At 34.7% G+C, this 20150-nt stretch carries 22 protein-coding genes and 1 tRNA gene; 11 read left to right on the forward strand and 12 right to left on the reverse strand.

Annotation, left to right across the window (positions count from 1 at the left end; genetic code table 11):
- Positions 1 to 10 precede the first annotated feature (10 nt).
- From BVG17_RS04200 to rpe, 3 genes are all read left to right on the forward strand, one after another.
- Positions 11 to 838 carry an EndoU domain-containing protein gene (locus BVG17_RS04200; protein ID WP_241654160.1) on the forward strand — a complete coding sequence of 276 codons (828 nt, stop codon included), beginning with the start codon at positions 11 to 13 and terminating at the stop codon, positions 836 to 838.
- A 74-nt stretch (positions 839 to 912) separates the two neighbouring features.
- Positions 913 to 2388 carry an N-acetylmuramoyl-L-alanine amidase gene (locus tag BVG17_RS04205; RefSeq protein ID WP_017531942.1) on the forward strand — a complete coding sequence of 492 codons (1476 nt, stop codon included), beginning with the start codon at positions 913 to 915 and terminating at the stop codon, positions 2386 to 2388.
- Positions 2389 to 2549: 161 nt separating this feature from the next.
- Positions 2550 to 3224, forward strand: coding sequence for a ribulose-phosphate 3-epimerase (rpe, locus tag BVG17_RS04210; RefSeq protein WP_063630829.1), 675 nt, complete (start codon positions 2550 to 2552; stop codon positions 3222 to 3224).
- A gap of 269 nt (positions 3225 to 3493) precedes the next feature.
- Here rpe and pnp read toward each other — a convergent pair whose 3' ends face one another.
- Genes pnp through truB form a run of 3 tightly spaced genes read right to left on the reverse strand, consistent with a single transcriptional unit; the run spans position 3494 to position 7063 of the window.
- Positions 3494 to 5764 (reverse strand): polyribonucleotide nucleotidyltransferase, encoded by a 2271-nt coding sequence (gene pnp / locus BVG17_RS04215; RefSeq protein WP_063630828.1) that lies wholly within the window; start codon positions 5762 to 5764, stop codon positions 3494 to 3496.
- Positions 5765 to 5778: 14 nt separating this feature from the next.
- Positions 5779 to 6051, reverse strand: a complete 273-nt coding sequence (gene rpsO, locus BVG17_RS04220) for a 30S ribosomal protein S15 (protein WP_015588069.1) — start codon at positions 6049 to 6051, stop codon at positions 5779 to 5781.
- 7 nt (positions 6052 to 6058) lie between these two features.
- Positions 6059 to 7063, reverse strand: coding sequence for a tRNA pseudouridine(55) synthase TruB (gene truB / locus BVG17_RS04225; RefSeq protein WP_063630827.1), 1005 nt, complete (start codon positions 7061 to 7063; stop codon positions 6059 to 6061).
- Between the two features lie 134 nt (positions 7064 to 7197).
- Between truB and BVG17_RS09555 the strand changes: the two genes are divergently transcribed.
- Positions 7198 to 7623: a collagen-like triple helix repeat-containing protein gene (locus tag BVG17_RS09555; RefSeq protein WP_241654161.1), complete on the forward strand. Its 426-nt coding sequence runs from the start codon at positions 7198 to 7200 to the stop codon at positions 7621 to 7623.
- Between the two features lie 64 nt (positions 7624 to 7687).
- Here the strand turns inward: BVG17_RS09555 and ribD are convergent, their stop codons facing one another.
- Both ribD and BVG17_RS04240 read right to left on the reverse strand, forming a co-directional pair.
- On the reverse strand, positions 7688 to 8857 hold the full coding sequence (gene ribD / locus BVG17_RS04235; protein WP_063630825.1) for a bifunctional diaminohydroxyphosphoribosylaminopyrimidine deaminase/5-amino-6-(5-phosphoribosylamino)uracil reductase RibD: 1170 nt from the start codon (positions 8855 to 8857) through the stop codon (positions 7688 to 7690).
- Positions 8857 to 10038: a deoxyguanosinetriphosphate triphosphohydrolase gene (locus BVG17_RS04240; protein ID WP_017531936.1), complete on the reverse strand. Its 1182-nt coding sequence runs from the start codon at positions 10036 to 10038 to the stop codon at positions 8857 to 8859. Before BVG17_RS04240 ends, ribD begins: the two co-directional genes overlap by 1 nt.
- A 47-nt stretch (positions 10039 to 10085) precedes the next feature.
- Here BVG17_RS04240 and BVG17_RS04245 point away from each other — a divergent pair, with 47 nt between their 5' ends.
- Together BVG17_RS04245 and BVG17_RS04250 are read left to right on the forward strand one after the other, a co-directional pair.
- Positions 10086 to 10532 (forward strand): HesB/IscA family protein, encoded by a 447-nt coding sequence (locus BVG17_RS04245; protein WP_063630824.1) that lies wholly within the window; start codon positions 10086 to 10088, stop codon positions 10530 to 10532.
- A gap of 26 nt (positions 10533 to 10558) precedes the next feature.
- Positions 10559 to 11233: an ABC transporter ATP-binding protein gene (locus BVG17_RS04250; RefSeq protein WP_063630823.1), complete on the forward strand. Its 675-nt coding sequence runs from the start codon at positions 10559 to 10561 to the stop codon at positions 11231 to 11233.
- 241 nt (positions 11234 to 11474) lie between these two features.
- On the opposite strand, the gene BVG17_RS04260 is transcribed toward BVG17_RS04250, so the two are convergent.
- Positions 11475 to 12173 carry an alpha/beta hydrolase gene (locus BVG17_RS04260; RefSeq protein WP_017531933.1) on the reverse strand — a complete coding sequence of 233 codons (699 nt, stop codon included), beginning with the start codon at positions 12171 to 12173 and terminating at the stop codon, positions 11475 to 11477.
- A 134-nt stretch (positions 12174 to 12307) separates the two neighbouring features.
- Between BVG17_RS04260 and BVG17_RS04265 the strand changes: the two genes are divergently transcribed.
- From BVG17_RS04265 to BVG17_RS04275, 3 genes are all read left to right on the forward strand, one after another.
- Complete coding sequence (locus BVG17_RS04265) at positions 12308 to 13495, forward strand: cysteine desulfurase family protein (protein ID WP_063630822.1); 1188 nt, start codon at positions 12308 to 12310, stop codon at positions 13493 to 13495.
- Between the two features lie 201 nt (positions 13496 to 13696).
- Positions 13697 to 14419, forward strand: coding sequence for a Bax inhibitor-1/YccA family protein (locus BVG17_RS04270; RefSeq protein WP_007302228.1), 723 nt, complete (start codon positions 13697 to 13699; stop codon positions 14417 to 14419).
- Positions 14420 to 14956, forward strand: a complete 537-nt coding sequence (locus tag BVG17_RS04275; RefSeq protein ID WP_063630821.1) for a cytochrome c oxidase assembly protein — start codon at positions 14420 to 14422, stop codon at positions 14954 to 14956. It abuts the gene before it with no gap.
- 44 nt (positions 14957 to 15000) lie between these two features.
- Here BVG17_RS04275 and BVG17_RS09560 read toward each other — a convergent pair whose 3' ends face one another.
- Together BVG17_RS09560 and BVG17_RS09565 are read right to left on the reverse strand one after the other, a co-directional pair.
- Complete coding sequence (locus BVG17_RS09560) at positions 15001 to 15300, reverse strand: hypothetical protein (protein ID WP_241654162.1); 300 nt, start codon at positions 15298 to 15300, stop codon at positions 15001 to 15003.
- 41 nt (positions 15301 to 15341) lie between these two features.
- Positions 15342 to 15530 (reverse strand): hypothetical protein, encoded by a 189-nt coding sequence (locus tag BVG17_RS09565; RefSeq protein ID WP_241654163.1) that lies wholly within the window; start codon positions 15528 to 15530, stop codon positions 15342 to 15344.
- 281 nt (positions 15531 to 15811) lie between these two features.
- On the opposite strand from BVG17_RS09565, the gene BVG17_RS04285 reads away from it, so the two are divergent.
- Entirely contained in the window at positions 15812 to 16789 is a 978-nt protein-coding gene (locus BVG17_RS04285; protein WP_063630820.1) for a quinone oxidoreductase family protein, read from the forward strand.
- Between the two features lie 594 nt (positions 16790 to 17383).
- Here BVG17_RS04285 and tnpA read toward each other — a convergent pair.
- Positions 17384 to 17818 carry an IS200/IS605 family transposase gene (gene tnpA / locus BVG17_RS04290; protein WP_143688839.1) on the reverse strand — a complete coding sequence of 145 codons (435 nt, stop codon included), beginning with the start codon at positions 17816 to 17818 and terminating at the stop codon, positions 17384 to 17386.
- 106 nt (positions 17819 to 17924) lie between these two features.
- Here tnpA and BVG17_RS04295 point away from each other — a divergent pair, with 106 nt between their 5' ends.
- Entirely contained in the window at positions 17925 to 18536 is a 612-nt protein-coding gene (locus BVG17_RS04295; protein WP_063630898.1) for an AI-2E family transporter, read from the forward strand.
- A gap of 80 nt (positions 18537 to 18616) precedes the next feature.
- Here the strand turns inward: BVG17_RS04295 and dapA are convergent, their stop codons facing one another.
- The 3 genes from dapA to BVG17_RS04310 form a co-directional block, all read right to left on the reverse strand.
- Positions 18617 to 19504 carry a 4-hydroxy-tetrahydrodipicolinate synthase gene (gene dapA / locus BVG17_RS04300; protein WP_063630897.1) on the reverse strand — a complete coding sequence of 296 codons (888 nt, stop codon included), beginning with the start codon at positions 19502 to 19504 and terminating at the stop codon, positions 18617 to 18619.
- Positions 19505 to 19513: 9 nt separating this feature from the next.
- Complete coding sequence (ssb, locus tag BVG17_RS04305; RefSeq protein ID WP_006014313.1) at positions 19514 to 19996, reverse strand: single-stranded DNA-binding protein; 483 nt, start codon at positions 19994 to 19996, stop codon at positions 19514 to 19516.
- 68 nt (positions 19997 to 20064) lie between these two features.
- A tRNA-Arg gene (locus BVG17_RS04310) sits at positions 20065 to 20138 on the reverse strand.
- Positions 20139 to 20150 lie beyond the last annotated feature (12 nt).

Below are 20150 nucleotides of genomic sequence, written 5' to 3' on the forward strand. Positions count from 1 at the left end.
GAATATGATTATGTCGAAAATAGCTAAGTTAATCTTGTGCTTAATAATACCAGTAATAGGATTTGTTTTTTACATTAAGGAGCATTATCTCAATGATGCAAATTCACAAATTGGCTTTGAGCCGTTTTTCAAAACAGATTCTTCAGATCCAGACTATATTCCACCACTTCCGGAGCTGACTGATTTTGATAGAGGAGTATTAAGAGTTTGTGGAGATTGGGGAACACACCCTGATCAAGAAGATTTTAGAATTTTGCTCGATTGTCCGCAGCATCAAGAAGTGGTGAAAAGGATATACGATAAGCTCGATCATCAAGTGGCTACACCAAATGCAGGCTTGGGGTTATTTAAAGATGAATTGACTAAGATTTGGTTTACAAATAGCGGAGTTGAGAAAGAAACTATAGGATTTGGACATATTTTTTGTGGTGAACCAGATAGATTGGGACTTGGTGGTATGCATTTTGTAGGTAGATATGTTGAAGCTCAAGAAAATAAGTGGGCGGGTGCAATTTGGGGTAATAAATCTCTGTGCAATAAATTAGATATTAAGCCACCTGTTTACACGTTTGGAATGAAATACTTAGGTAAGGGTGGAGAAGTAAAAGTTAAGTGCCCAAATGGGTATGCACATAACCTTCATGCTGATGATATTTTAGTTTCTGCAACTAAGGCGTTTAAGGAATTGGGAGAAGATGGAATGTGTCTGTATAAAATGGAAGATGCCAATTATCAATCAGTGTTTGTGAGAAAGAATGACGCTATACTTACGTTCTATCCTGACTTAACACCAAAATGTAATGATAAAAGTACTAATTGTAGCTGTAGCAAGCCTTGATTAGCTGAAAAAAAGTAAACATTTTATGCGTATTATGTTAATTTAGTTATATTGTGGGCAATTTGTAAAGCTGCATGAGACTTATAGTAAAAAAATGTTTGTCTGTTTTATTTCTGTTGCTGCTTGTAGCGCCTCTTGTATATGGACAGCAACCTTGCTTAATTGATATCGAGAACGATTTTCAAGATTTGAAAACATCATTAAAGAATCCAATATTTTTAGATCCTGCACCAAGTTCAAATTATGATGATAGAGAAAGCAAAAAAGTGTTGATGGTGGTAGTGCATCATACCGAATCTCCAACATTAAAAAGCACAAAATGCGCATTAAATTCTTCAGGGATATCAGTACAGCTTATTGTTGATAGAGATGGTAGCATTACTCTGATGGTTCCACTTGAAAAACGAGCATGGCATGCTGGTATAAGTTATGCGAAAGTTCAAGTAGATAATGTGGTTGAAGAGCTACGAAAACTGAATGATTATTCTATAGGTATAGAGATTGTAAACACAGGGCTTGAGCCTTTTCCAGAAGAGCAAATGAAATCTGTCAAAGATCTGCTTTTGTACCTAATGAAGCGCTTTAAGATTAGAAAAGATATGATATTTAGTCACGCTGAGATAGGTACTATAGTGTACAACTCAGCAATTGAAGGTTACGCAATGCGTAAGCCTGATCCACATAAGTTATTTGATTGGGAATTATTAGAGAAAAGTAGTATCGGATTGCATATAGGTGATAGAATCAGTCCTCAAGACGCAGAACAAAAAGTAAATGAGGTTTTGTATAAGGTAGGCGATAAGAGTGAAAATATTTTGAAATTAAAAAAAAGGTTAAACGGTTTTTTTTATAAAATACTGCCTTGGAATGATAGGGAAGGTAATATGGTTTTTCCTGACAATAATGCTAATTACTCAAATGAGTTTGATGAAAATTTTGCGTGGGTTATCAATCAGTTTTCCATGCATCACTTGCCGAAAGAGATTAGAAAAGACTTGCCTCTAAAATTAGAACAAGAAGATATTTTGCCTGAATTTTTAGTTAAGTATAGTAATCTTATTTTTAGTGAATTCTTATCTTTAAGTGATAAAACTAAATTAAGCTTAAAGCTACCATTTTTGAATGAAGAGGATTACAAGCGTTTATTATCTTCTCTTGCAGAATATGAAAATAATATTTCTTCTAGTGCATTTGCTACGCTCATGTACAAGATTAAGCTATATTACGACTCTTATCTAAGGTATAATATAAGATCCTCGCTTTATATTCCATTTAAGCTTAATTCATTTGAGAAGCTAGATGTTTTAAAGAATGAAATATTGTCTTTTAAGTCTATAAGCCCTGAAAAGGCTATAGAAGTCTCGAATTTAATTAATGGGTTTAGGTCAGAAGTTTTATCTGATTTCCAAAACTTTGAGAAGCAGTGGTTTCAAGAATTTAAGGACACTTGGAAACAAAAATTTATACCGAATATGGAAAAGAAAATGTCTTGGACTGCGCTGCATGAAACTGTGTTGGAATATTTAGAAAAGGCGAAGAAAGAAGTCTAATGAGTATTACAATGGCCAGATGTATGGGCAGAGAAAAATAAAGGACTGGTTTCACATGCATCTGGACGGATACAAAAATTTCTAAATGAGATTAATATAGTATTGGGATGACAGAGTTTAAAAAATAAGTTACTTTTTTTATTTTTGGTAAAAAGTAGTCTATGGGTATTAAAATTGCACCTTCTATACTTTCAGCAGACTTTGCAAAATTAGGGGAGGAAGTAAAAAGAATTAGCGACTTGAATGTAGATTATATACACATAGACGTTATGGATGGAAATTTCGTTCCAAATATTACAGTAGGTCCAAATGTTATCTCTGCAATACGTAAATATAGCAATCTTCCTTTTGATGTGCATTTAATGATTAAATCTCCTGGTGAACATATTGAAAGTTTTATAAATGCTGGTGCTGATATTATTACTATACATGCAGAAGCAGAGATACATCTTGAGAGGCTAGTAAGAAAGATAAAATCATATAAAAACAATACAAAAAAAATAATACAAGTTGGAGTTTCAATTGTTCCTTCAACTTCTCCAAGCGTGCTTGAATATATAATAGATGAGCTAGATATTGTGCTAATTATGACAGTCAATCCTGGATTTGGAGGACAGGAGTTTATTCATTCGCAGTTGAGTAAGATATCTACCGTGAAGAAAATGATACAAGAACGTAACCTTAAAACGCAAGTTTCAGTAGATGGTGGAGTTAACTTTTCTAACGCAGCTGATATAATAAAAGCAGGTGCAGATATTTTAGTTGCAGGGTCGGCAATATTTAAAGCTGAAGATATGAAAAAAGCTGTAAATGATCTTAAAAATCCGTTGTTATAATTCTATAGATAATACAAACCATTTTTATTATTTTGTTAGTTTAAAAAATTCCTGGATCCCAGTATTTGGACATACAACCGTTGCAATTTTTAGGCAATTTGCATAGTAACTCCCAGTGCGTGACACTGGGATCCATTTTTCTATCATCATCAGAAACGTTGTATTTTAACATAAACTAGCAAATTTAATAAAATTATTGGATGCCAGTGTCTGGTTACTGACATGACATTTTCCTACAGATATTAGGATGATAGAAAGTAACTCCATTCTCAATAAAAACCTGATGATGAATCATTATTACCAAATTTTGGCCTACTTCTATTACTAAAACCAGAACGAGGACGAGTAGGCCTATTATAATTCGCTCCAGGTTTTTTATTAAACGAGTTGTTATGATAATTATCCCTATTATTTAAACCATCTCTCCTTTCTTCATTGTAAAGCTTACCTTCAAAAAATTCGCCTGTTTCTTGATCAACACGACGTCTTGACAATTTTGGGCACCCACCTTTTTCAAAATCAATTACCAAAGCTTTGAAGGTATCACCCTGTTTAAGTATGTCCTCAATAGACTCTACATGTTGATTAGCTACTTCGCTTATATGCATTTTTCCTTTCCTTCCATTAGGAAGCTCAAGCTCTACAATAGACTTCTCTATATTTACAACCTTAGCATCAATTATAGAACCTTGTTCTAGTTCTGTTATTGAATCAATCATCATATTCTTTGCAGCTTCAGCTTCAGTACTACTAATGGCAAAAACAGAAACTTTACCGTCATCCCCTATTTCAATTTTTGCATTACTTCTTTCACATACACTGCGTATATTTTTTCCTTTAGCACCAATAGCTGCAGAAATTTTATCTTTATCTATATAAAACGATAACACTCTTGGTACATGATCTTTTATATCCTTACGATGTTCTGAAATTACTGCATTCATTTTTTCTAAGATATGTAATCTTCCGGCTTTTGCTTGTTCTAAAGATTTTTCAACAATTTCAAAGCTTATACCAGGAATTTTCATATCCATCTGCAGTGCTGTAATCCCTCCGCTAGTTCCTGCTACTTTGAAATCCATATCACCAAGATAGTCTTCATCGCCCAGTATATCAGAAAGTATTATATGTTCATTTTTGTCTTTGATGAGACCCATAGCAATTCCCGCAACGGGAGCCTTTATTGGCACACCTGTATCCATTAATGCAATGGAAGTTCCACAAACTGTTGCCATAGAAGAAGAACCATCAGATTCCATAATCTCAGATACTACCCTTATTGTATAAGGAAATTCAGATTTATCAGGTAAAACAGGATGAATTGCTTTCCAAGCAAGTTTACCATGACCAATTTCTCTCCTTCCTGGTGCGCGTATAGCAGAAGCCTCTCCAACAGCAAATGGAGGAAAATTATAATGCAACATAAAATGTTCACGTCTATCCCCTTCAATGTCATCCACAATTTGCTCATCTTGTGTAGTACCAAGAGCAGTAACAACTAGTGCCTGAGTGGTACCCCTTGTAAATAGCGCAGAACCGTGAGTCTTGGGTAGAATGTCAGCCTCAATTTCTATCTGGCGTATTTCATCATACTTACGGCTGTCTATCCTCACACTTTTCTTTCTAATCATTTCACGCACTAAAGATCTTTCAAAGCTTTTTACTGCATAAGTAATTAACTTTTCGTCTTTTCCAGCTTCTTTAAGAGTATTCAATATATTATTCCTGACTACTTCTAGAGCTTGAACTCGCTCTTGTTTTACTGTTTTTGAATATGCTTCTTCAAAGTCTTTGCGATATTTTTCAAGTTCTTGAGTTATATCTGATATATCAATAGGGGCAAAGCTTTCAGGTTTATTGCCTACTGTATCAGCAAATTCTTTTATAAGCTTAATAACAGGTTGAAGATATTCATGACCAAATTTTATTGCGTCAAGAACATTCTCTTCAGAGAGCTCTTTGACTTCTGATTCGACCATTAAGATCGAATTTTCATCACCAGACAAAAACAGATCCAAGTTGCTTGCTTTCATCTCTTGAACGGAAGGATTGAGTATATAATTGTTATTTTCATCACAACCGACCATAACTCCAGCTATAGTAAAGTGGAAAGGAACACCAGAAATTGCAAGAGCTGCGACGGTGCCTATCAATGCTGGTACTTCAGGAGAATTGACTGTATCGTAAGTTAATAGATTACATACTACACTAATTTCATCATGAAAACCTTCAGGAAATAACGGCCTTATACTTCTGTCTATTACTCTTGAAATTAAAGTTTCTCTATCAGATGGTTTTCCTTCTCTTTTAAAAAAACCACCAGGAATCTTACCCATGGCATAACTTTTTGCAATAAACTGCACATTCAAAGGGAGAAAATCAACACTTTCTTCCTTCTTTTTTCGTACAACAGTGACTAAGATAGAAGTATCTCCATAATTTACAACTGCTGAACCATCAGCTTGACGTGCTATTTTCCCAGTTTCTAAAGATAAGGTACGCCCCTCCCAATCTATAGATTTTTTTATAATTTTAAACATACAAAATTCCTCGATTATTTTCTAATGCCTAACTTCTCTATTAACTCTTGATAGGCTTCATTACCAAATTTACGTTTTATATAATTTAAGTGCTTGCGCCTTCTACCTATCAATATAAGTAAACCGCGCTTAGAATTGTGGTCATGCTTATGCGTTTTAAAATGCTCAGTTAAATTACTGATTCTCTCGGTTAAAATTGCACACTGTACAAAAGATGAACCTGTATCATCTTCTTTAATTGCATATGTACTAATCAAACTTTTTTTCTTTTGGGATGTTATTGACATCTAAACCTCATTTCAAAATATTAAAAACACGAATAGGCTTCACATAACCATGAGTAAAACTGCAAATTGCAATAGGTACATTACCCACTATCGTACAAAAAATATCATAATTCTTTAAACCACGCAAGTTATTTAATATAATTCCTTGACCTTTTCTGATTTTCTTCGCTTCCTCTAGGGAAATTTCAACTTTGAACATCGATTTTAAAGCCGATTCAATGGGGATGATGAAACTTTTTGTATTACTTCCTATTACTACATCATCTTCTGTCATCCCAATGCTTGACACTGGGATCCACTCTTCTTCTTTTTTTCTAGATTCCAGCGTCACGCGCTGGAATGACACCAAAGGATGGACTGTTGTATTTTTTTCAATAAGCCGTTCAATTGTCGCTGATTCAGTTTCTCTAAAATCACCTACCATACTTCTTCTTAGTTTTGTAATGTGTCCAAAGCAATTTAATGTTACTCCAAGATCCCGAGCAATTGATCTCACATATACACCGCTACCACACGTCATAGAAAAATCAGCACTATTGTTTGTGGTATCAACAGAGATCAATTTCAGTTCATGTATTTTGACTTGTCGAGGCTTTATATTCACCCTTTGCCCACTTCTTGCCAACTTATATGCTCTTGCTCCCTTAATTTTTACTGCTGAAAATTGAGGAGGAGTCTGTATTATCTCCCCAATAAAATCCTTAATTGCACAATTTATTTGATTATACTGAGGTTTTATAGTGCTAGTTCTAATAATATCACCATCTAAATCGTCCGTAGTTGTTTGCTTTCCCCATTTGATTGTGAAATTGTATGCCTTTAAGTTACAAGATAAATACGGTATAGTTTTTGTTGCTTCACCAAGAGCGATCGGTAATATACCTGAAGCCAAAGGATCAAGTGTTCCCAGATGACCAGCTTTTTTTATTCCAAAAATCCTTTTAATTTGAGTTACAGCTTGTGCAGAACTCATTCCTGTTGGTTTATCAAGATTCAGCCAGCCATTTACCATGTATCAATCTTACATAATTAGTAACAATTTAGAAAGTAGATAAAATATTAAGTTGTTAATAAAAATGCTTGACTAGTGTGCATTGTTAATATACAATTAACTTTTTATAAACCTTAATTAAGGAGGAAGTTATTATGCCTACTATATGGAAATTGAAAAATATAGCACCCATAACAAAAATGAGTATTGAAAGTACAGTTGCAACTGCATCTTTAGCAGCAGCAATAACAACAGTATTGATTGCTACTAAAGTAATTGCTGGACCTGCATCTTTAGCACTTATTGCTAGCCCTGCTGGAATTGCAGTTCTATTTATTGCCGCTGTATATTTTGCCGCAGCAGCTTATGCTTCATACCAGCAAATGAATGCAATAGAAAATGCTAAGGGTGATAAAGGACCAGTTGGCGATAAAGGACCTGAAGGTGATAAAGGACCAGTTGGCGATAAAGGACCTCAAGGTGACGAGAGTAAAGGTGTAGAAACATTACTTAATGGACTTGCAGATGATGCTGTTAAACAGCAATTTAAGACTGAGCTTGGTATCAGTGATCAAAAATAAATTAGCATAATCAGAGGTAGATTTTCTACCTCTTTTTTTCTCCTTTCATCTGGATCTGTAAAAGTTACAATAGCCTATCCCACACCTCAGCTACATCCTCATCAAAATCTATTACCTTTGCTTTTTTGAACTGATAGCAGTTGTTAATGAATTGAATCCCTAAATTCCCTACAAAAGGAGTTGCATCGTTACCTAAAATTTTACCACTACGGCAGATTATCAGCCTGTCGATTAAATTATACTTCAGTAGCTCTGTAATTAATATTCCTCCACCTTCAACTAATAACCTTGTTATACCAATTTCTGAAACAAGTTTTGATGCCATGTCCTTTAAGCAGACTTTGCCAATAACATCAGGTTCCGATGTCATTCCAGCGCGTGACCAGTTTTCATTATGCAATTGCTTGAAGTTTTCTGGTCTGGGCACTGGGATGACAGGAGGTGTATTAACTATCAAATAATTAATGTCTTTTATTTTTCTCTCTACTTCCTTATTTGTGATTACCCAAGTTATTACTTTGTCTGCAGTTTTTGCAATATTATGCTCTTCCTTCAATTTCCCTTGGCTATCGATAATTAGCCTTATTGGCGACCTGTCTTCGAGTCCTGGTAATCTGCAAGTTAAGAGTGGATCGTCATTGATAAGGGTACTACTGCCAATCATAATTGCATCATATTTTGCTCTGAGCTCATGTACCCAATTTCTCGTATTTTCGCTTGTTATCCATTTGCTATCACCTGTAAATGTTGCGATTTTTCCATCAAGAGTTGTTGCGATTTTGCAAGCTATGAATGGTCTATGAAATTCTTTAGTGGTGAAAAAACCGACATTCAATACTTCTGCCTCTTTTTGCATAATCCCTTGCTCAACTTCAATTCCTCCATCTACTAAGGCTTTTATGCCTCTGCCTAAAACTCTATTATCTGGGTCAATTGCTGCAATCACTACCTTTCTTATTCCTGATTTTATGATTTCTGTAGTGCAAGGTTCTGTAACTCCAAAGTGGCAGCATGGTTCGAGAGTGACGTACATAGTTGCACCATGAGTTAAGTCTTTAGCATTTTGTAAAGCAACTACTTCTGCATGTGGACGTCCACCGATTCCTGTGTAGCCTTCACCAATTATCATACCATCTTTTACAATGATACATCCAACAGCGGGATTTGGTGCAACACTTCCAAGACTTTTTTCTGCAAGTTTTAATGCGATCGACATGAAATAATCATCGGTCATTAGAAAGAAGTCATTTCGTATGAGGTATCAAAAATTCTTCTGTGCTCATGTATGGCAAATCTATCTGTCATACCTGAGATATAATCACATATTATTACTGAACGCTGAGATTCACAAGCAAGCTTGTTCCACTCTATAGGTAATAACCCTGGGTTTTCATAAAAGCATTGAAAAAGCTCCTGTACTATACGTTTTGCTTTGTTCATTGTTCTATTCAATTTATAGCTTCTGTATATTTTTTCCATGTTAAATTTTTTCATCTCTTTTGTGGCATTTGCAACTTCTGGTGAAAATGTGACTAGCATTGTATTTAGACCTCTTACATCTTCTACGCTTTTTATTTTGTAGTCTTTAATATTTTTTTCAGTCTGAAAAACGACATCATTTATCATAATCCCTATAGTTTTACTCAGTGATTCATGTATGAGTTTACTTTGGGCCAATTCTGAATATTCGCTTTTTACTTCTTTGAACATTTTGCCAATTAAAGGAACATCGAGCAAATCTTCGATGGTTACTAAATTTGCCCTGAGTGCATCATCAAGATCGTGAACACTGTAAGCAATATCATCGGCAATTGAAGCAACTTGTGCTTCAATGCTTGAAAATTCCTCAAGTTTTAGATCATATTTTTCATTATATTTTAATAACAGCTGATTATTTGTAGAAGACTCCGCGTTTTGACCAAGCAAGGGACCGTTATGCTTTGCAACACCTTCAATCACTTCCCAACTTAGATTCATGCCATTAAAGTCAGCATGTTTTTGTTCAAGATAAGTTAAAATCCTTATAGCTTGAACGTTATGATCAAACTTATACTTCTCGTTATCAATTTGAACTAGAGCATTCTCACCTGTGTGACCAAATGGAGGATGACCAAGGTCATGTGCAAGCGCTATGCATTCAGTGATGTCCTCATCTAATCTGAGCCTGCGTGCGATGGATCTTGCAATTTGTGCAACTTCAAGGCTATGAGTTAGCCGAGTACGATAGTAATCATGCTCATAATTGATAAAAACTTGTGTTTTGTATCCTAGTTTCCTAAACGCATTAGAGTGAATAATTCGGTCCCTATCACGCTGAAAGCAGCTGCGATTTTCATCTTCTGGCTCTTTAAATTTTCTTCCTTTTGTTTTATTTGGAAAGCACGCGTAACTTAATAGAAAATTATTGTTTGACATGTAAAATTTCTACTATAATAAGTTATCAATAATGAACGGTGGTTGTTATGTCAACAGATTACAATATTAGCTTAACTGACAATGCATTAAGGAAAATCCACTCCCTTGTAGAACAGGAAGGAGATGAGAGTTCTGTTTTGCGGGTTGCAGTTTCAGGTGGTGGATGCTCTGGCTTCAAGTATAATTTTCTTATGGATCAAATAAATAAGAAGATGTCTTTGGGTGACGATTTTGACGATGATGAAGACGACGATTTTGATGATGACGAAGATAGCGAGGATTATAGAAGCCACTTCAGTTTTAGTGAAAAAGGTAAAGATATAGTAATTAATGATGAGAATGGAAACCCTGTGTTAATGGTTGATAATTGTTCAGCGAAATTTTTAAATAATTCAACTATAGATTATACTGAAGATCTAAGTGGTTCTGGTTTTCAAATCAAGAATGCTCTCGCTAAGTCTCGATGTGGGTGTGGTAACAGTTTCTCGGTCTAATTCTCCCTCCTGGATCTTTTTATAATATGGACAGTGATGTAGCACTAGAGCTAGCTTCTGTGAGTAAGAGCTTCAAAAAAAGTCCTGCCATTGTAAAAGATATCAACCTGAAGATTACAAGAGGGCAAGTAGTTGCATTGATTGGTAGTTCAGGATCAGGAAAAACAACTATATTACAAATTGCAGGTCTATTGGATGAGCCAACTTTAGGTATAGTGACGATAGATGGAATAAATTGCACACAAGCCAGTAATAAGCATAAAACTCATGTAAGAAGAAATTTTCTTAGCTTTGTTTATCAATTTCACTATTTATTACAAGAGTTATCAGTGTTGGAAAACGTTATGCTTCCTCAGCTCATTGCAGGAAAAAGCAAAGCTGAAGCAAAAAAAAAATCGCAAGCAATATTGGAAAAATTTGGTCTGGAAAATAAAGCAAGTAGTATGGTATCTGAAATTTCTGGTGGAGAAAGGCAGAGGGTTGCAATTGCAAGAAGCATTGTAAACTCTCCAAAGCTTTTACTTGCAGATGAGCCAACGGGAAATTTAGACCCAACAAATTCTTTGAATGTATTTTTGCTGTTACATTCATATGTAAAGGAAAATAACAGCTCTATGCTTATAGTAACACACAACTATATCCTTGCAGAAAAAGCAGATCACATTTTTCAGTTAAAAAACCGATCATTAGTAAAGTTGTGAATGGAAGAAGCAATACAAAGCTACCTATAACTTGTACTTATTTAACCAATGATCATTAACGGAGTATAATTCGCACGAAATACTTTCATTGCTTTTTATACACGGACTCTTTAACTTACGCTGTTTACTTAGGAAGCATCCTGAAAGCATAAACATCGCTAAAACGAGAAATAATAATTGCCTAAACATAACAAGACTTTTTTTATTTATATTAATACGTTCATTTCTCTCATTTGTAAAGTTAGGCATATTCTTTTACCCTTATCTCTTTTTTAACTTTTTTGGAGGAAGTGACTGCACTGTTTAAGCGTAGTTTTATATAATTATCTATAATTTGAGCTACTTCCTTTTCTTTATCCCTTAAAAAGTGGTTAGTATCGTCTACTATATGGTATTCCATATGGTTATTTTTTACCGAATTTATTAACCTTTGTGCTAATTCTGTTACATCGCTTTCTTCTGAAATTGTATCATTATTACTTTGTATTATAAGTCCAGGAACTGGGCAAGGAGAGAGAAAAGAGAAATCGTACTTAGTTGCTGGAAGAGAAAGGGCAACAAAACTTACTATCTCTGGACGGCGCATTGTCAATTGCATAGCTACCCATGCTCCAAAAGAAAAACCAACTATCCAAATTGGAACATTGTTAGAGTTATGCTCCTGAAGCCAATCAATAGCTACTGCAGCATCAGTTAATTCTCCGATACCCTTATCAAAAGTTCCGGTAGATTTTCCGACACCACGAAAATTAATTGTCAATGCAGAAAAGTTATTATCGATAAAAGATTCATATATAGTATGTATAATCTTACTATCCATACTACCACCATATTGAGGGTGATGATGTAAAATTAGCACAACTGGTGCATTGGTATCTTTGCTTTGATGGTATCTACCTTCTATCTTTTTTGTTGAATTATTTAAAAAGACTTCTACCATGATAACTCCTAATAAAAACCTGTTTTGACAGGTGTTGATAATGTAAATTGTTTATTAATTATGTATTAATTTCCCTGTTTTTGCAATAAATTTTTATCGTGTTAAAGTTAACATACATAATTGGTTGATGGTAAGTGACAAATAAGCCTGTGAGTTTATTCTCTCTGGAAGAAAGTAGTTGCGTGTATGCTGATTATAATGCAACTGCTCCAGTGAGTAAAAATGTAAAAAAAAGTATACTTGAGATTTTGTCGAAACAAACACTAAATCCATCATCGTTGCATAAAAGAGGACAAGAAGCGAGGAAGATTCTTAAAGAGGTAAGAGATAACGTACGTGATGCTCTTAGCATTCCAGATGGTAAAGAAATAGTTTTTACGTCTGGTGCAACTGAAGCAAACAACCTCGTCATGAGAGGAATGAAAGGCTATCTGCATGTAATTTCAGCTATAGAGCATCCTTCAATTCTTAATTCTGCATGTAATCCACATATAATACCCGTTAATCAAGAGGGTATTATTGACTTTTTAGAGCTAGAGAAAATTCTAAGCGAACTTGAAGGGAATAAAGTAATAATTTCAGTGATGATGGCTAATAACGAAACTGGAGTTATCCAGCCTGTTAAGGAAATAGCTAAAATGGCACATAAATTCGGGGCAATCTGTCACACTGACGCTGCTCAAAGTGTTGGGAAAATCAAAGTAAATATGGAAGATTTAGGAGTGGATTTACTTACTTTATCTGCTCACAAATTTGGTGGTATAGCAGGTAGTGGAGTTTTAATATTTGACAAAAAGCTTGTAATAGAACCTACCATAATAGGTGGTGGGCAAGAAAAAGGATTGCGTGGTGGTACAGAAAACATTATTGCAATAGTAGGTCTTTCTGCTGCATTGCAAAACATTCCAGATCTTCTATCAAAGATGGATGAAGTAGAGAAGCTACGTGATCAATTGGAGTATGGGTTATTAAGTCTTGTCAGTGATATCAAGATCTTTGGCAGAAATTCTAAAAGATTGCCAAATACAAGTTTCATTTATATGCCGAGAGTGAAGAATGATCTGCAGCTCATGTGCTTTGACTTAAATAATATTGCAGTCAGCAATGGTTCTGCATGTTCTTCTGGAAAAGTTGGGCCTTCTCATGTTTTGCTTGCAATGGGAGCAACAAAAGAGCAAGCAGAATGTTCAATTAGAATCAGTATAGGTCCGGAGGTTAAACCGCGAGACATAGAAAAAATAGTGGATTGTTGGTATAGTATCTATAAGAAGAATGCTTTAGTAAATGCAAAAACTACTTTCACCATTCCCCTTAAATCATGATAGAGGGAATGGTGAAAGTAATTTCTATTGCCAGAGGTTGTTATAATAGTTAAATGCTGCTGAAAACCGATTTGCTTATAGTTATGGAAGAAATTCTCTAATTGCATACCACACCATTCAATTGTAGTATGTCATTTTATACTTGATAAAAACGCTGTATTGTATTATAATATATCATCAAGAGATGATAAGGAGTTACATATGTCTTATATGAAAAACGAACAGGATATTCGCTCTCAGGGCGTTTATTATAGTGCTGGACTCAGGAGTTACCTAACTAAAGTATACAATTATATGGCTTTAGCTTTAGGTGTTACAGGGCTTGTTGCGTTTTTAACAGTGTTTTCTGGTCTTTTCCAGGTGATTTATTCCAATCCTGTTCTATCGCTTGTGGTAATGCTATCTCCAGTTGCATTGGTGTTTTATATGTCTTTTAGGCTTCAACACCTAAGTGCTCAGTCAACACTTACTGTATTTTTTCTATTCTCAGTTTTAATGGGAATTTCTTTATCTCATATTTTTATAATTTATACTGCAGAAAATATAGCGAGAGCATTTTTCATTACATCGATCATGTTTGGTTCTATGGCTTTATATGGTAATACTACAAAAAAAGATCTTACCAGCATGGGTTCTTTTTTGATTATGGGAATCTGGGGGTTAATCATTGCATCTATAGTTAATCTGTTTCTTGGAAGCAGTCCTCTCTATTTTGCAATATCATTTGTATCAGTGATAGTGTTTACTTTAATGACCGCATACGATGCTCAGAGAATCAAAGATGTTTATTATAGATATAATGATGGCTCAGAAGTTGCAACTACTAAGCTGGCAATACTTGGTGCAACTAATCTTTACTTTGACTTCATCAATATATTCCTCAATTTACTCAGGTTACTTAACTTGTTCAACAATAAGGATTAGATGATTTCCTTTTTAAGGGGAAACAATAAAAGTTCTATAGTTTTCCTCCTAATATCTTTAGTGGTATTGATGCTGTGTCTTGCATATGCTTCAGTACCGTTGTATAGCATCTTTTGTAAAGCTACTGGATATGGTGGCACAACGAGAAAAGTAACTAATGCAACAATAAATGCAACTGACCAAAAAATCAGGATTTACTTAAATGCTGATGTAATGTCCGGTCTGCCTTGGGAATTTAAATCAGAAACTAACTACATCGATACAAATATAGGGCAACAAAGTTTAGTATTTTATTATGCAAAAAATTTATCTGATCAGCCTTCTTTTGGAATGGCAGTGTATAATGTCACACCTTTTAAAGCAGGTAAATATTTCAATAAAGTTGCATGCTTTTGTTTTGAAGAGCAAATGCTGCTACCAAAACAAAAAGCGGCTATGCCCGTATCCTTTTACGTAGACCCTGAAATAATGCGTGACAATAGTACAAAAGATTTAAGTGAAATAACACTATCATATACGTTTTTTAAGCTTAAATAACAAACCTTTTCCTATTGTAATCCGAACAAGGTTGTACGATACATCTATTGAATTGAGCAGGAGCTCTTATTTGCTTTTTGCACACTGACTACTTGTGTTTCAGTGTTCGTTGTTGCTAATTCCCATCCTTCATTATTTGCTTCACAAGCATTCCAACATTGAGCCAACTCCTTATTATTTTTTACAGAATCTGGTATTTCTATGTTGGGATTTTTTTCTAATGTATGCTTAATTAGAATCTCACAGCAATTTTTGCGTTCAATTGACTTATCCTTACAATATAATTCAGCAACACACTCTAAAGCAGTGTTTCCATTGTAGTTTTCATCTGGGCTATCATTCACTCCCGCTTTTATGAGAGCCTTTAATATGTCCGGAGAATGGGTCAAAACACAGGTATGTAAATATCCTTTTCGTTTTGCACATTAGTTCCTGCTTTTATTAAAACTTGCGCTAGATTTGTTAAAGTGTACGGTTTATAGTTAATGGCGATGGAAAAAAGACTATCTATTGGAAAGCCATCATAATCTTTCAAGTCAAATCTGTGATTAATATCAAATCCTTTTTTTCCCAAGAAGTATATAAATATTTACAATAGTCTCCTTTTTTATCTGATTTTTGCATTTTACATTTTAACCTTTCTTTTATTTTTATTATTAGTATCTAAATCGTCATCTTCATCCACTTCACACAACACATTGAATAAAACACCATAAAGCCAAGTTTCTCTGTTTGTCATAATTTGTGCCTCAAAACTATTAACAATACGCTTATGTAGTGTATAAACTCTAAATAACATTTTGCAAAATATTAATTGCTAGATAACATAATTAAAGTTTTTGTCTTACATTTATCATGGTTAGAGCTATACAAATTAAAAAAACTGGGGGGCCAGAAGTATTAGAATTTGTAGATAAGAGCATAGGTGAGCCAAAAGATGAGGAAGTCTTAATACGTCATACAACTATCGGCTTAAATCGTTATGATTTAGAACACAGAAAAGGTACACGCAAAATTAAAGATCTGCCATCAGTACTTGGAGTAGAGGCAGTAGGAGTTGTTGAAAAGCTTGGTAAAAAAATTAGTGATGGACTTAAGGTTGGAGATAGAGTTGGATATTGCACAGCTCCTCCAGGGGCATATTGTGAAAAGCGCATTGTACACCAGAAATATTTGATAAAGATTCCGAATGATATACCTGATGAAGTTGCTGCTGCAGTATTGTTTAAAGGTATGACAGCTCACTATTTAGTTAATCAATCTTATAGAATCAGGCCTGGTGCTTTTGTACTAGTTCATGGAGCTAATGGTGGTTTGGGGCAAATAATATGCCAATGGGCAAAGGATAAAAAAGGTGTAGTGATAGGTTCTATAAGCTCTGACGAAAAAATGAAGATAGCTTTACAAAGTGGCTGCACATACGCAATAAACTACAATGATAAAGACTTCGTTTCTAAAATCATGGAGATTACGAAAAATAGAGGAGTAGGTGCGGTGTATGACCCTATAGGTTACGCTACAAGCAAGCTCTCTTTTGAATCTTTAGGTAAGTTTGGCATATATGTTTCCTATGGGCAGATATCAGGTAATGCTCCTATTAATTTCTCTTTACTTAGTTCGCGTTCGTTATTTGCAGCTGGAACTTCGATATATCACTACAAGCACAATAGACTTACGTTAGTGCTTACTGCAATGGAAATTTTTGAAATGATAAGAAAAAAACTTTTAATTGTACGAATTAATAAAAAATATAAATTTGATGAAATAATAGAGGCTCATCGTGACATGGAAAATAGAAAAATAAGTGGGCTAAATATCATCAAATTTTCTTAAAATAAATTAGTAACCTAAAATAATTATTCATTAAGTCATATCAACAAGAATTTCATATGGTTAATTCTCTTTTTGGGAAAGTTAAAAGCATACAGCTATAGCTAAACTGACTGAGATTTTTACCGGACTAGTTTGAGAAACTTGTCATTCTGCTACTCGTTAGTGGCGTGGTAATGCGATGTTTTATCTATAGATATTATGTTCACAGTAGTTTCAAAAGAAGCTGAGTAAATAAGTTATATTTCAAATTAGATTTGGTGTCACATCTAACATTATAAGTATTATTACTTTAATAGTATATGGAGCTGTTATTTTTCTTTTAAATGAATGCTTTTTTCTGTTTTACAATAGTTTTAGAGTTGAGGTTATAGTACTTAGAAAGTTTACATTGCTTTATGAATTGTCTCTGTTGTTCTGATATATCCAGTAATCATAAGTTCTCCTTTAATGGTATTTTGTTCTCATATTTTATATACCATTACACTCTGGGACCATACATATAAGGCTAAAGTGTGCTGAAAGTCAATTAAAATTACTTAATACATTGACTATATAAACTCAACAACCATCACCTACAAGGTGAAGGGTTAAATTTCAATCAATTTGAAATTGATCATTGTCATGAAGTGGCTCGCCTTCCTGGGTAGATATGTACTCTTGTATAACCTCGTCTGTGATTGTACCAGAACTTACGGCTAAATATCCACGTGCCCAAAGGTGCCTGCCCCAAAAGTGCTTTCTTAGACTTGCAAAATCTTGCATCAGCAACCTTGAACTTGTTCCTTTCAAAAGTTGTACAATTTTACTAACACTTTGCTGTGGTTTATATGATATAAACATATGAATATGATCTACTGCAACTTTGCCTGAGATAATTTGGATCTCATTTTCCATAGTAACCTGCCTTAGCAGCTCCCTAACTCTAACACCAATTTGGCCTATTAGCACCCTTTTGCGATATTTGGGAATCCATACCAAGTGTACTTTCATATCGTACTTAGAGTGTGCATTATACCCATAACGTCGCATACGCGACTATTATAATTTGTCCTTCGCCTCAAGGCGAGACAATCCCCGAAGGGGGACACTAAAAATGCTAGTATTATATTATTAATTTTAAGTAAGAGTACATACTATGAGCTATACAAGAGAACAGTTAAAAGAGGCAATGCAAGCAAAAAGTAACCTAGAAAAGAAAATTGAATCAAAACTGGAACTAGGATTAGTAATATTAACAAGAGTAGTAGCAGTAACACTAATACTAGGAATGGCAGCTGTTACCGGGTCTCTTGCAGGTTTAGCTCTAAGTTATGTTAACTTGCCACCTCTCATTGCAGGTGGAATCATTGGTTCTGCAATGTTATTAGTAGGCTTAATCAAGGCTTGTTTTTTCTCAAAAACTACAAATCTCAACGATATACCAGAAGGCATGTCCAAAGAACATGAACAAATTTTGAGAGAATATAGCAACAGCGCTGAATATAAAATTAAAAATTATGCACATACTATCAGTAGTATTGGTGTTTCTTTTGGAGTTGGAGCAGGACTAGTTGCTCTTGGTTTTACATCACCAGCAGCTATAGGTGCTTTAACTTTTGTAGTGAGTATGATTCCTTATATTTCTTTAAGTTTCTTAATTGATAAAGCAATTGAGTGCTTTTTTCCAGAAGGAAATAAACAGCCAGGTAGCTCAGTTGATAGTGATGTGAAAATTGTTGGTGGGTATACGTGCAGGGAAGTATTTTAAGAAACGATAGATAGAAGTTTTTGAAGAGGATTTAGCTCATTTTTTTCATGTTAAGTATAATTGAATTATCCGCTCAAGTCCTAATCCTGCATAGCTAGTTGATTTTTCCATCCAAGAATCATTTTATTAGCTTGCCTCAATGTTTCAATAGAAGGCAAGTCTTCTGTGCTTAGTGGTAGACGAACAGTTTTGTGTTCTATAAGCCCAATGTCATGCAAGAGTGCTTTAGTAGGTATTGGATTGCTGGCAGTAAATAGAGTTTTGCAAGCTTGTTGCCAACTGTCTGCCTGAGGGTTCTCGCCACTCATGCATTGCTTAACATATTCATGTACTACACTTGGCCAAACATTGGCAGCAACAGAAACCAGACCAGCCGCACCCTTAGCAGCCATATCAAATATCATATTATCGTCCCCACAAAAGACCTCAATATTTGGTGCAACTTTCTTATACTGAGTTAAAGTATCAACGGTGCCACTTGAATCTTTGATAGCCCAAAATTTTTCGTGGCTGGATAAGTTGCGTACAGTTTCAGCGTGAAGACTCACTCCTGCTCTTGATGGAATATTGTAAAGCATGGCTGGCATATGTGCTTTTTTAAGCAGCTTTTCAAACCATAAAGTTTGCCCCATGATTCCAGGCTTTGCATAAATGGGAGTTGTCATTAGATAGCCATGAATAGGCATACCCTTGCAAAAATCAAGCCATTCAAGAGTCTGATATAGATTCACTCCTGGTACACCGATTATAATTTTCGTATTTAATTTTAGCTCACATACAAATTCAACTAATGTGCGCTTTTCAGAATCAGTAAGTGATAAGCTTTCACCTGTGCTACCTAGCAACACTACACCATTTTCAGCTTCAGCTTGCATTGTTAGTAAACGCTGCAAGCTTTGGTGATCTATACTATCTCCACTGCAATTAAAAGGAGTAACACAAGCAGTCCATAAAAATGTAGATTTCAATTGAAGTTATTAAAATGGTATTTCATCATCGATTAGTTCGTCTTTTATATCGTTGTCAAAACTTCCGTGTTTATCTTTTTGTTCTGTTTCATTTTGTTTGTATTCACTTGGCTTGTAATCAGAGTTTGACATACTGTTTCGTGAATCTAAAAGGGTAAGGGCACTATTAAAGTTATATAGCACCACCTCTGTCGTATACCTTTCGCTACCATTTTGGTCAGTCCATTTTCTAGTTCTCAGAGAACCTTCAACATAAACTTTACTACCTTTGCGCGCAAAATCCTTAACAATTTTTACTAATCCTTCACTAAAAATTACAATATTATGCCATTCTGTCTTTTCAGAGCGCGTACCAGAAAATTTGTCAGTCCAACTTTCAGATGTGGCTATCGAAAAACTTGCCATCTCTTTTCCATTTTGTGTAGTCCTAATTTCAGGATCTTTTCCTAAATTACCAACTAATATGACTTTATTTATAGTACCACTAGACATAATTATGCTTTAAAATAAATCTCTTTATTATCTTATGTGAGAGTATTATTGTCAAATTTAATTAAAAACGCGCTTGGAGGGATTCGAACCCACGACCTTTGCCTCCGGAGGGCAACGCTCTATCCAACTGAGCTACAAGCGCAGATGTATTAGA

The organism is Wolbachia endosymbiont of Laodelphax striatellus, from assembly GCF_007115015.1.
In the GTDB taxonomy this organism is placed as follows: domain Bacteria; phylum Pseudomonadota; class Alphaproteobacteria; order Rickettsiales; family Anaplasmataceae; genus Wolbachia.

Bases quoted from the DNA above. Each gene is read 5' to 3' on its own strand.
- BVG17_RS04200 (WP_241654160.1), top strand. From the start codon at position 11: ATGTCGAAAATAGCTAAGTTAATCTTGTGCTTAATAATACCAGTAATA.
- BVG17_RS04205 (WP_017531942.1), top strand. From the start codon at position 913: ATGAGACTTATAGTAAAAAAATGTTTGTCTGTTTTATTTCTGTTGCTG.
- rpe (WP_063630829.1), top strand. From the start codon at position 2,550: ATGGGTATTAAAATTGCACCTTCTATACTTTCAGCAGACTTTGCAAAA.
- pnp (WP_063630828.1), bottom strand. From the start codon at position 5,764: ATGTTTAAAATTATAAAAAAATCTATAGATTGGGAGGGGCGTACCTTA.
- rpsO (WP_015588069.1), bottom strand. From the start codon at position 6,051: ATGTCAATAACATCCCAAAAGAAAAAAAGTTTGATTAGTACATATGCA.
- truB (WP_063630827.1), bottom strand. From the start codon at position 7,063: ATGGTAAATGGCTGGCTGAATCTTGATAAACCAACAGGAATGAGTTCT.
- BVG17_RS09555 (WP_241654161.1), top strand. From the start codon at position 7,198: ATGCCTACTATATGGAAATTGAAAAATATAGCACCCATAACAAAAATG.
- ribD (WP_063630825.1), bottom strand. From the start codon at position 8,857: ATGACCGATGATTATTTCATGTCGATCGCATTAAAACTTGCAGAAAAA.
- BVG17_RS04240 (WP_017531936.1), bottom strand. From the start codon at position 10,038: ATGTCAAACAATAATTTTCTATTAAGTTACGCGTGCTTTCCAAATAAA.
- BVG17_RS04245 (WP_063630824.1), top strand. From the start codon at position 10,086: ATGTCAACAGATTACAATATTAGCTTAACTGACAATGCATTAAGGAAA.
- BVG17_RS04250 (WP_063630823.1), top strand. From the start codon at position 10,559: ATGGACAGTGATGTAGCACTAGAGCTAGCTTCTGTGAGTAAGAGCTTC.
- BVG17_RS04260 (WP_017531933.1), bottom strand. From the start codon at position 12,173: ATGGTAGAAGTCTTTTTAAATAATTCAACAAAAAAGATAGAAGGTAGA.
- BVG17_RS04270 (WP_007302228.1), top strand. From the start codon at position 13,697: ATGTCTTATATGAAAAACGAACAGGATATTCGCTCTCAGGGCGTTTAT.
- BVG17_RS04275 (WP_063630821.1), top strand. From the start codon at position 14,420: ATGATTTCCTTTTTAAGGGGAAACAATAAAAGTTCTATAGTTTTCCTC.
- BVG17_RS04285 (WP_063630820.1), top strand. From the start codon at position 15,812: ATGGTTAGAGCTATACAAATTAAAAAAACTGGGGGGCCAGAAGTATTA.
- tnpA (WP_143688839.1), bottom strand. From the start codon at position 17,818: ATGCGACGTTATGGGTATAATGCACACTCTAAGTACGATATGAAAGTA.
- BVG17_RS04295 (WP_063630898.1), top strand. From the start codon at position 17,925: ATGAGCTATACAAGAGAACAGTTAAAAGAGGCAATGCAAGCAAAAAGT.
- ssb (WP_006014313.1), bottom strand. From the start codon at position 19,996: ATGTCTAGTGGTACTATAAATAAAGTCATATTAGTTGGTAATTTAGGA.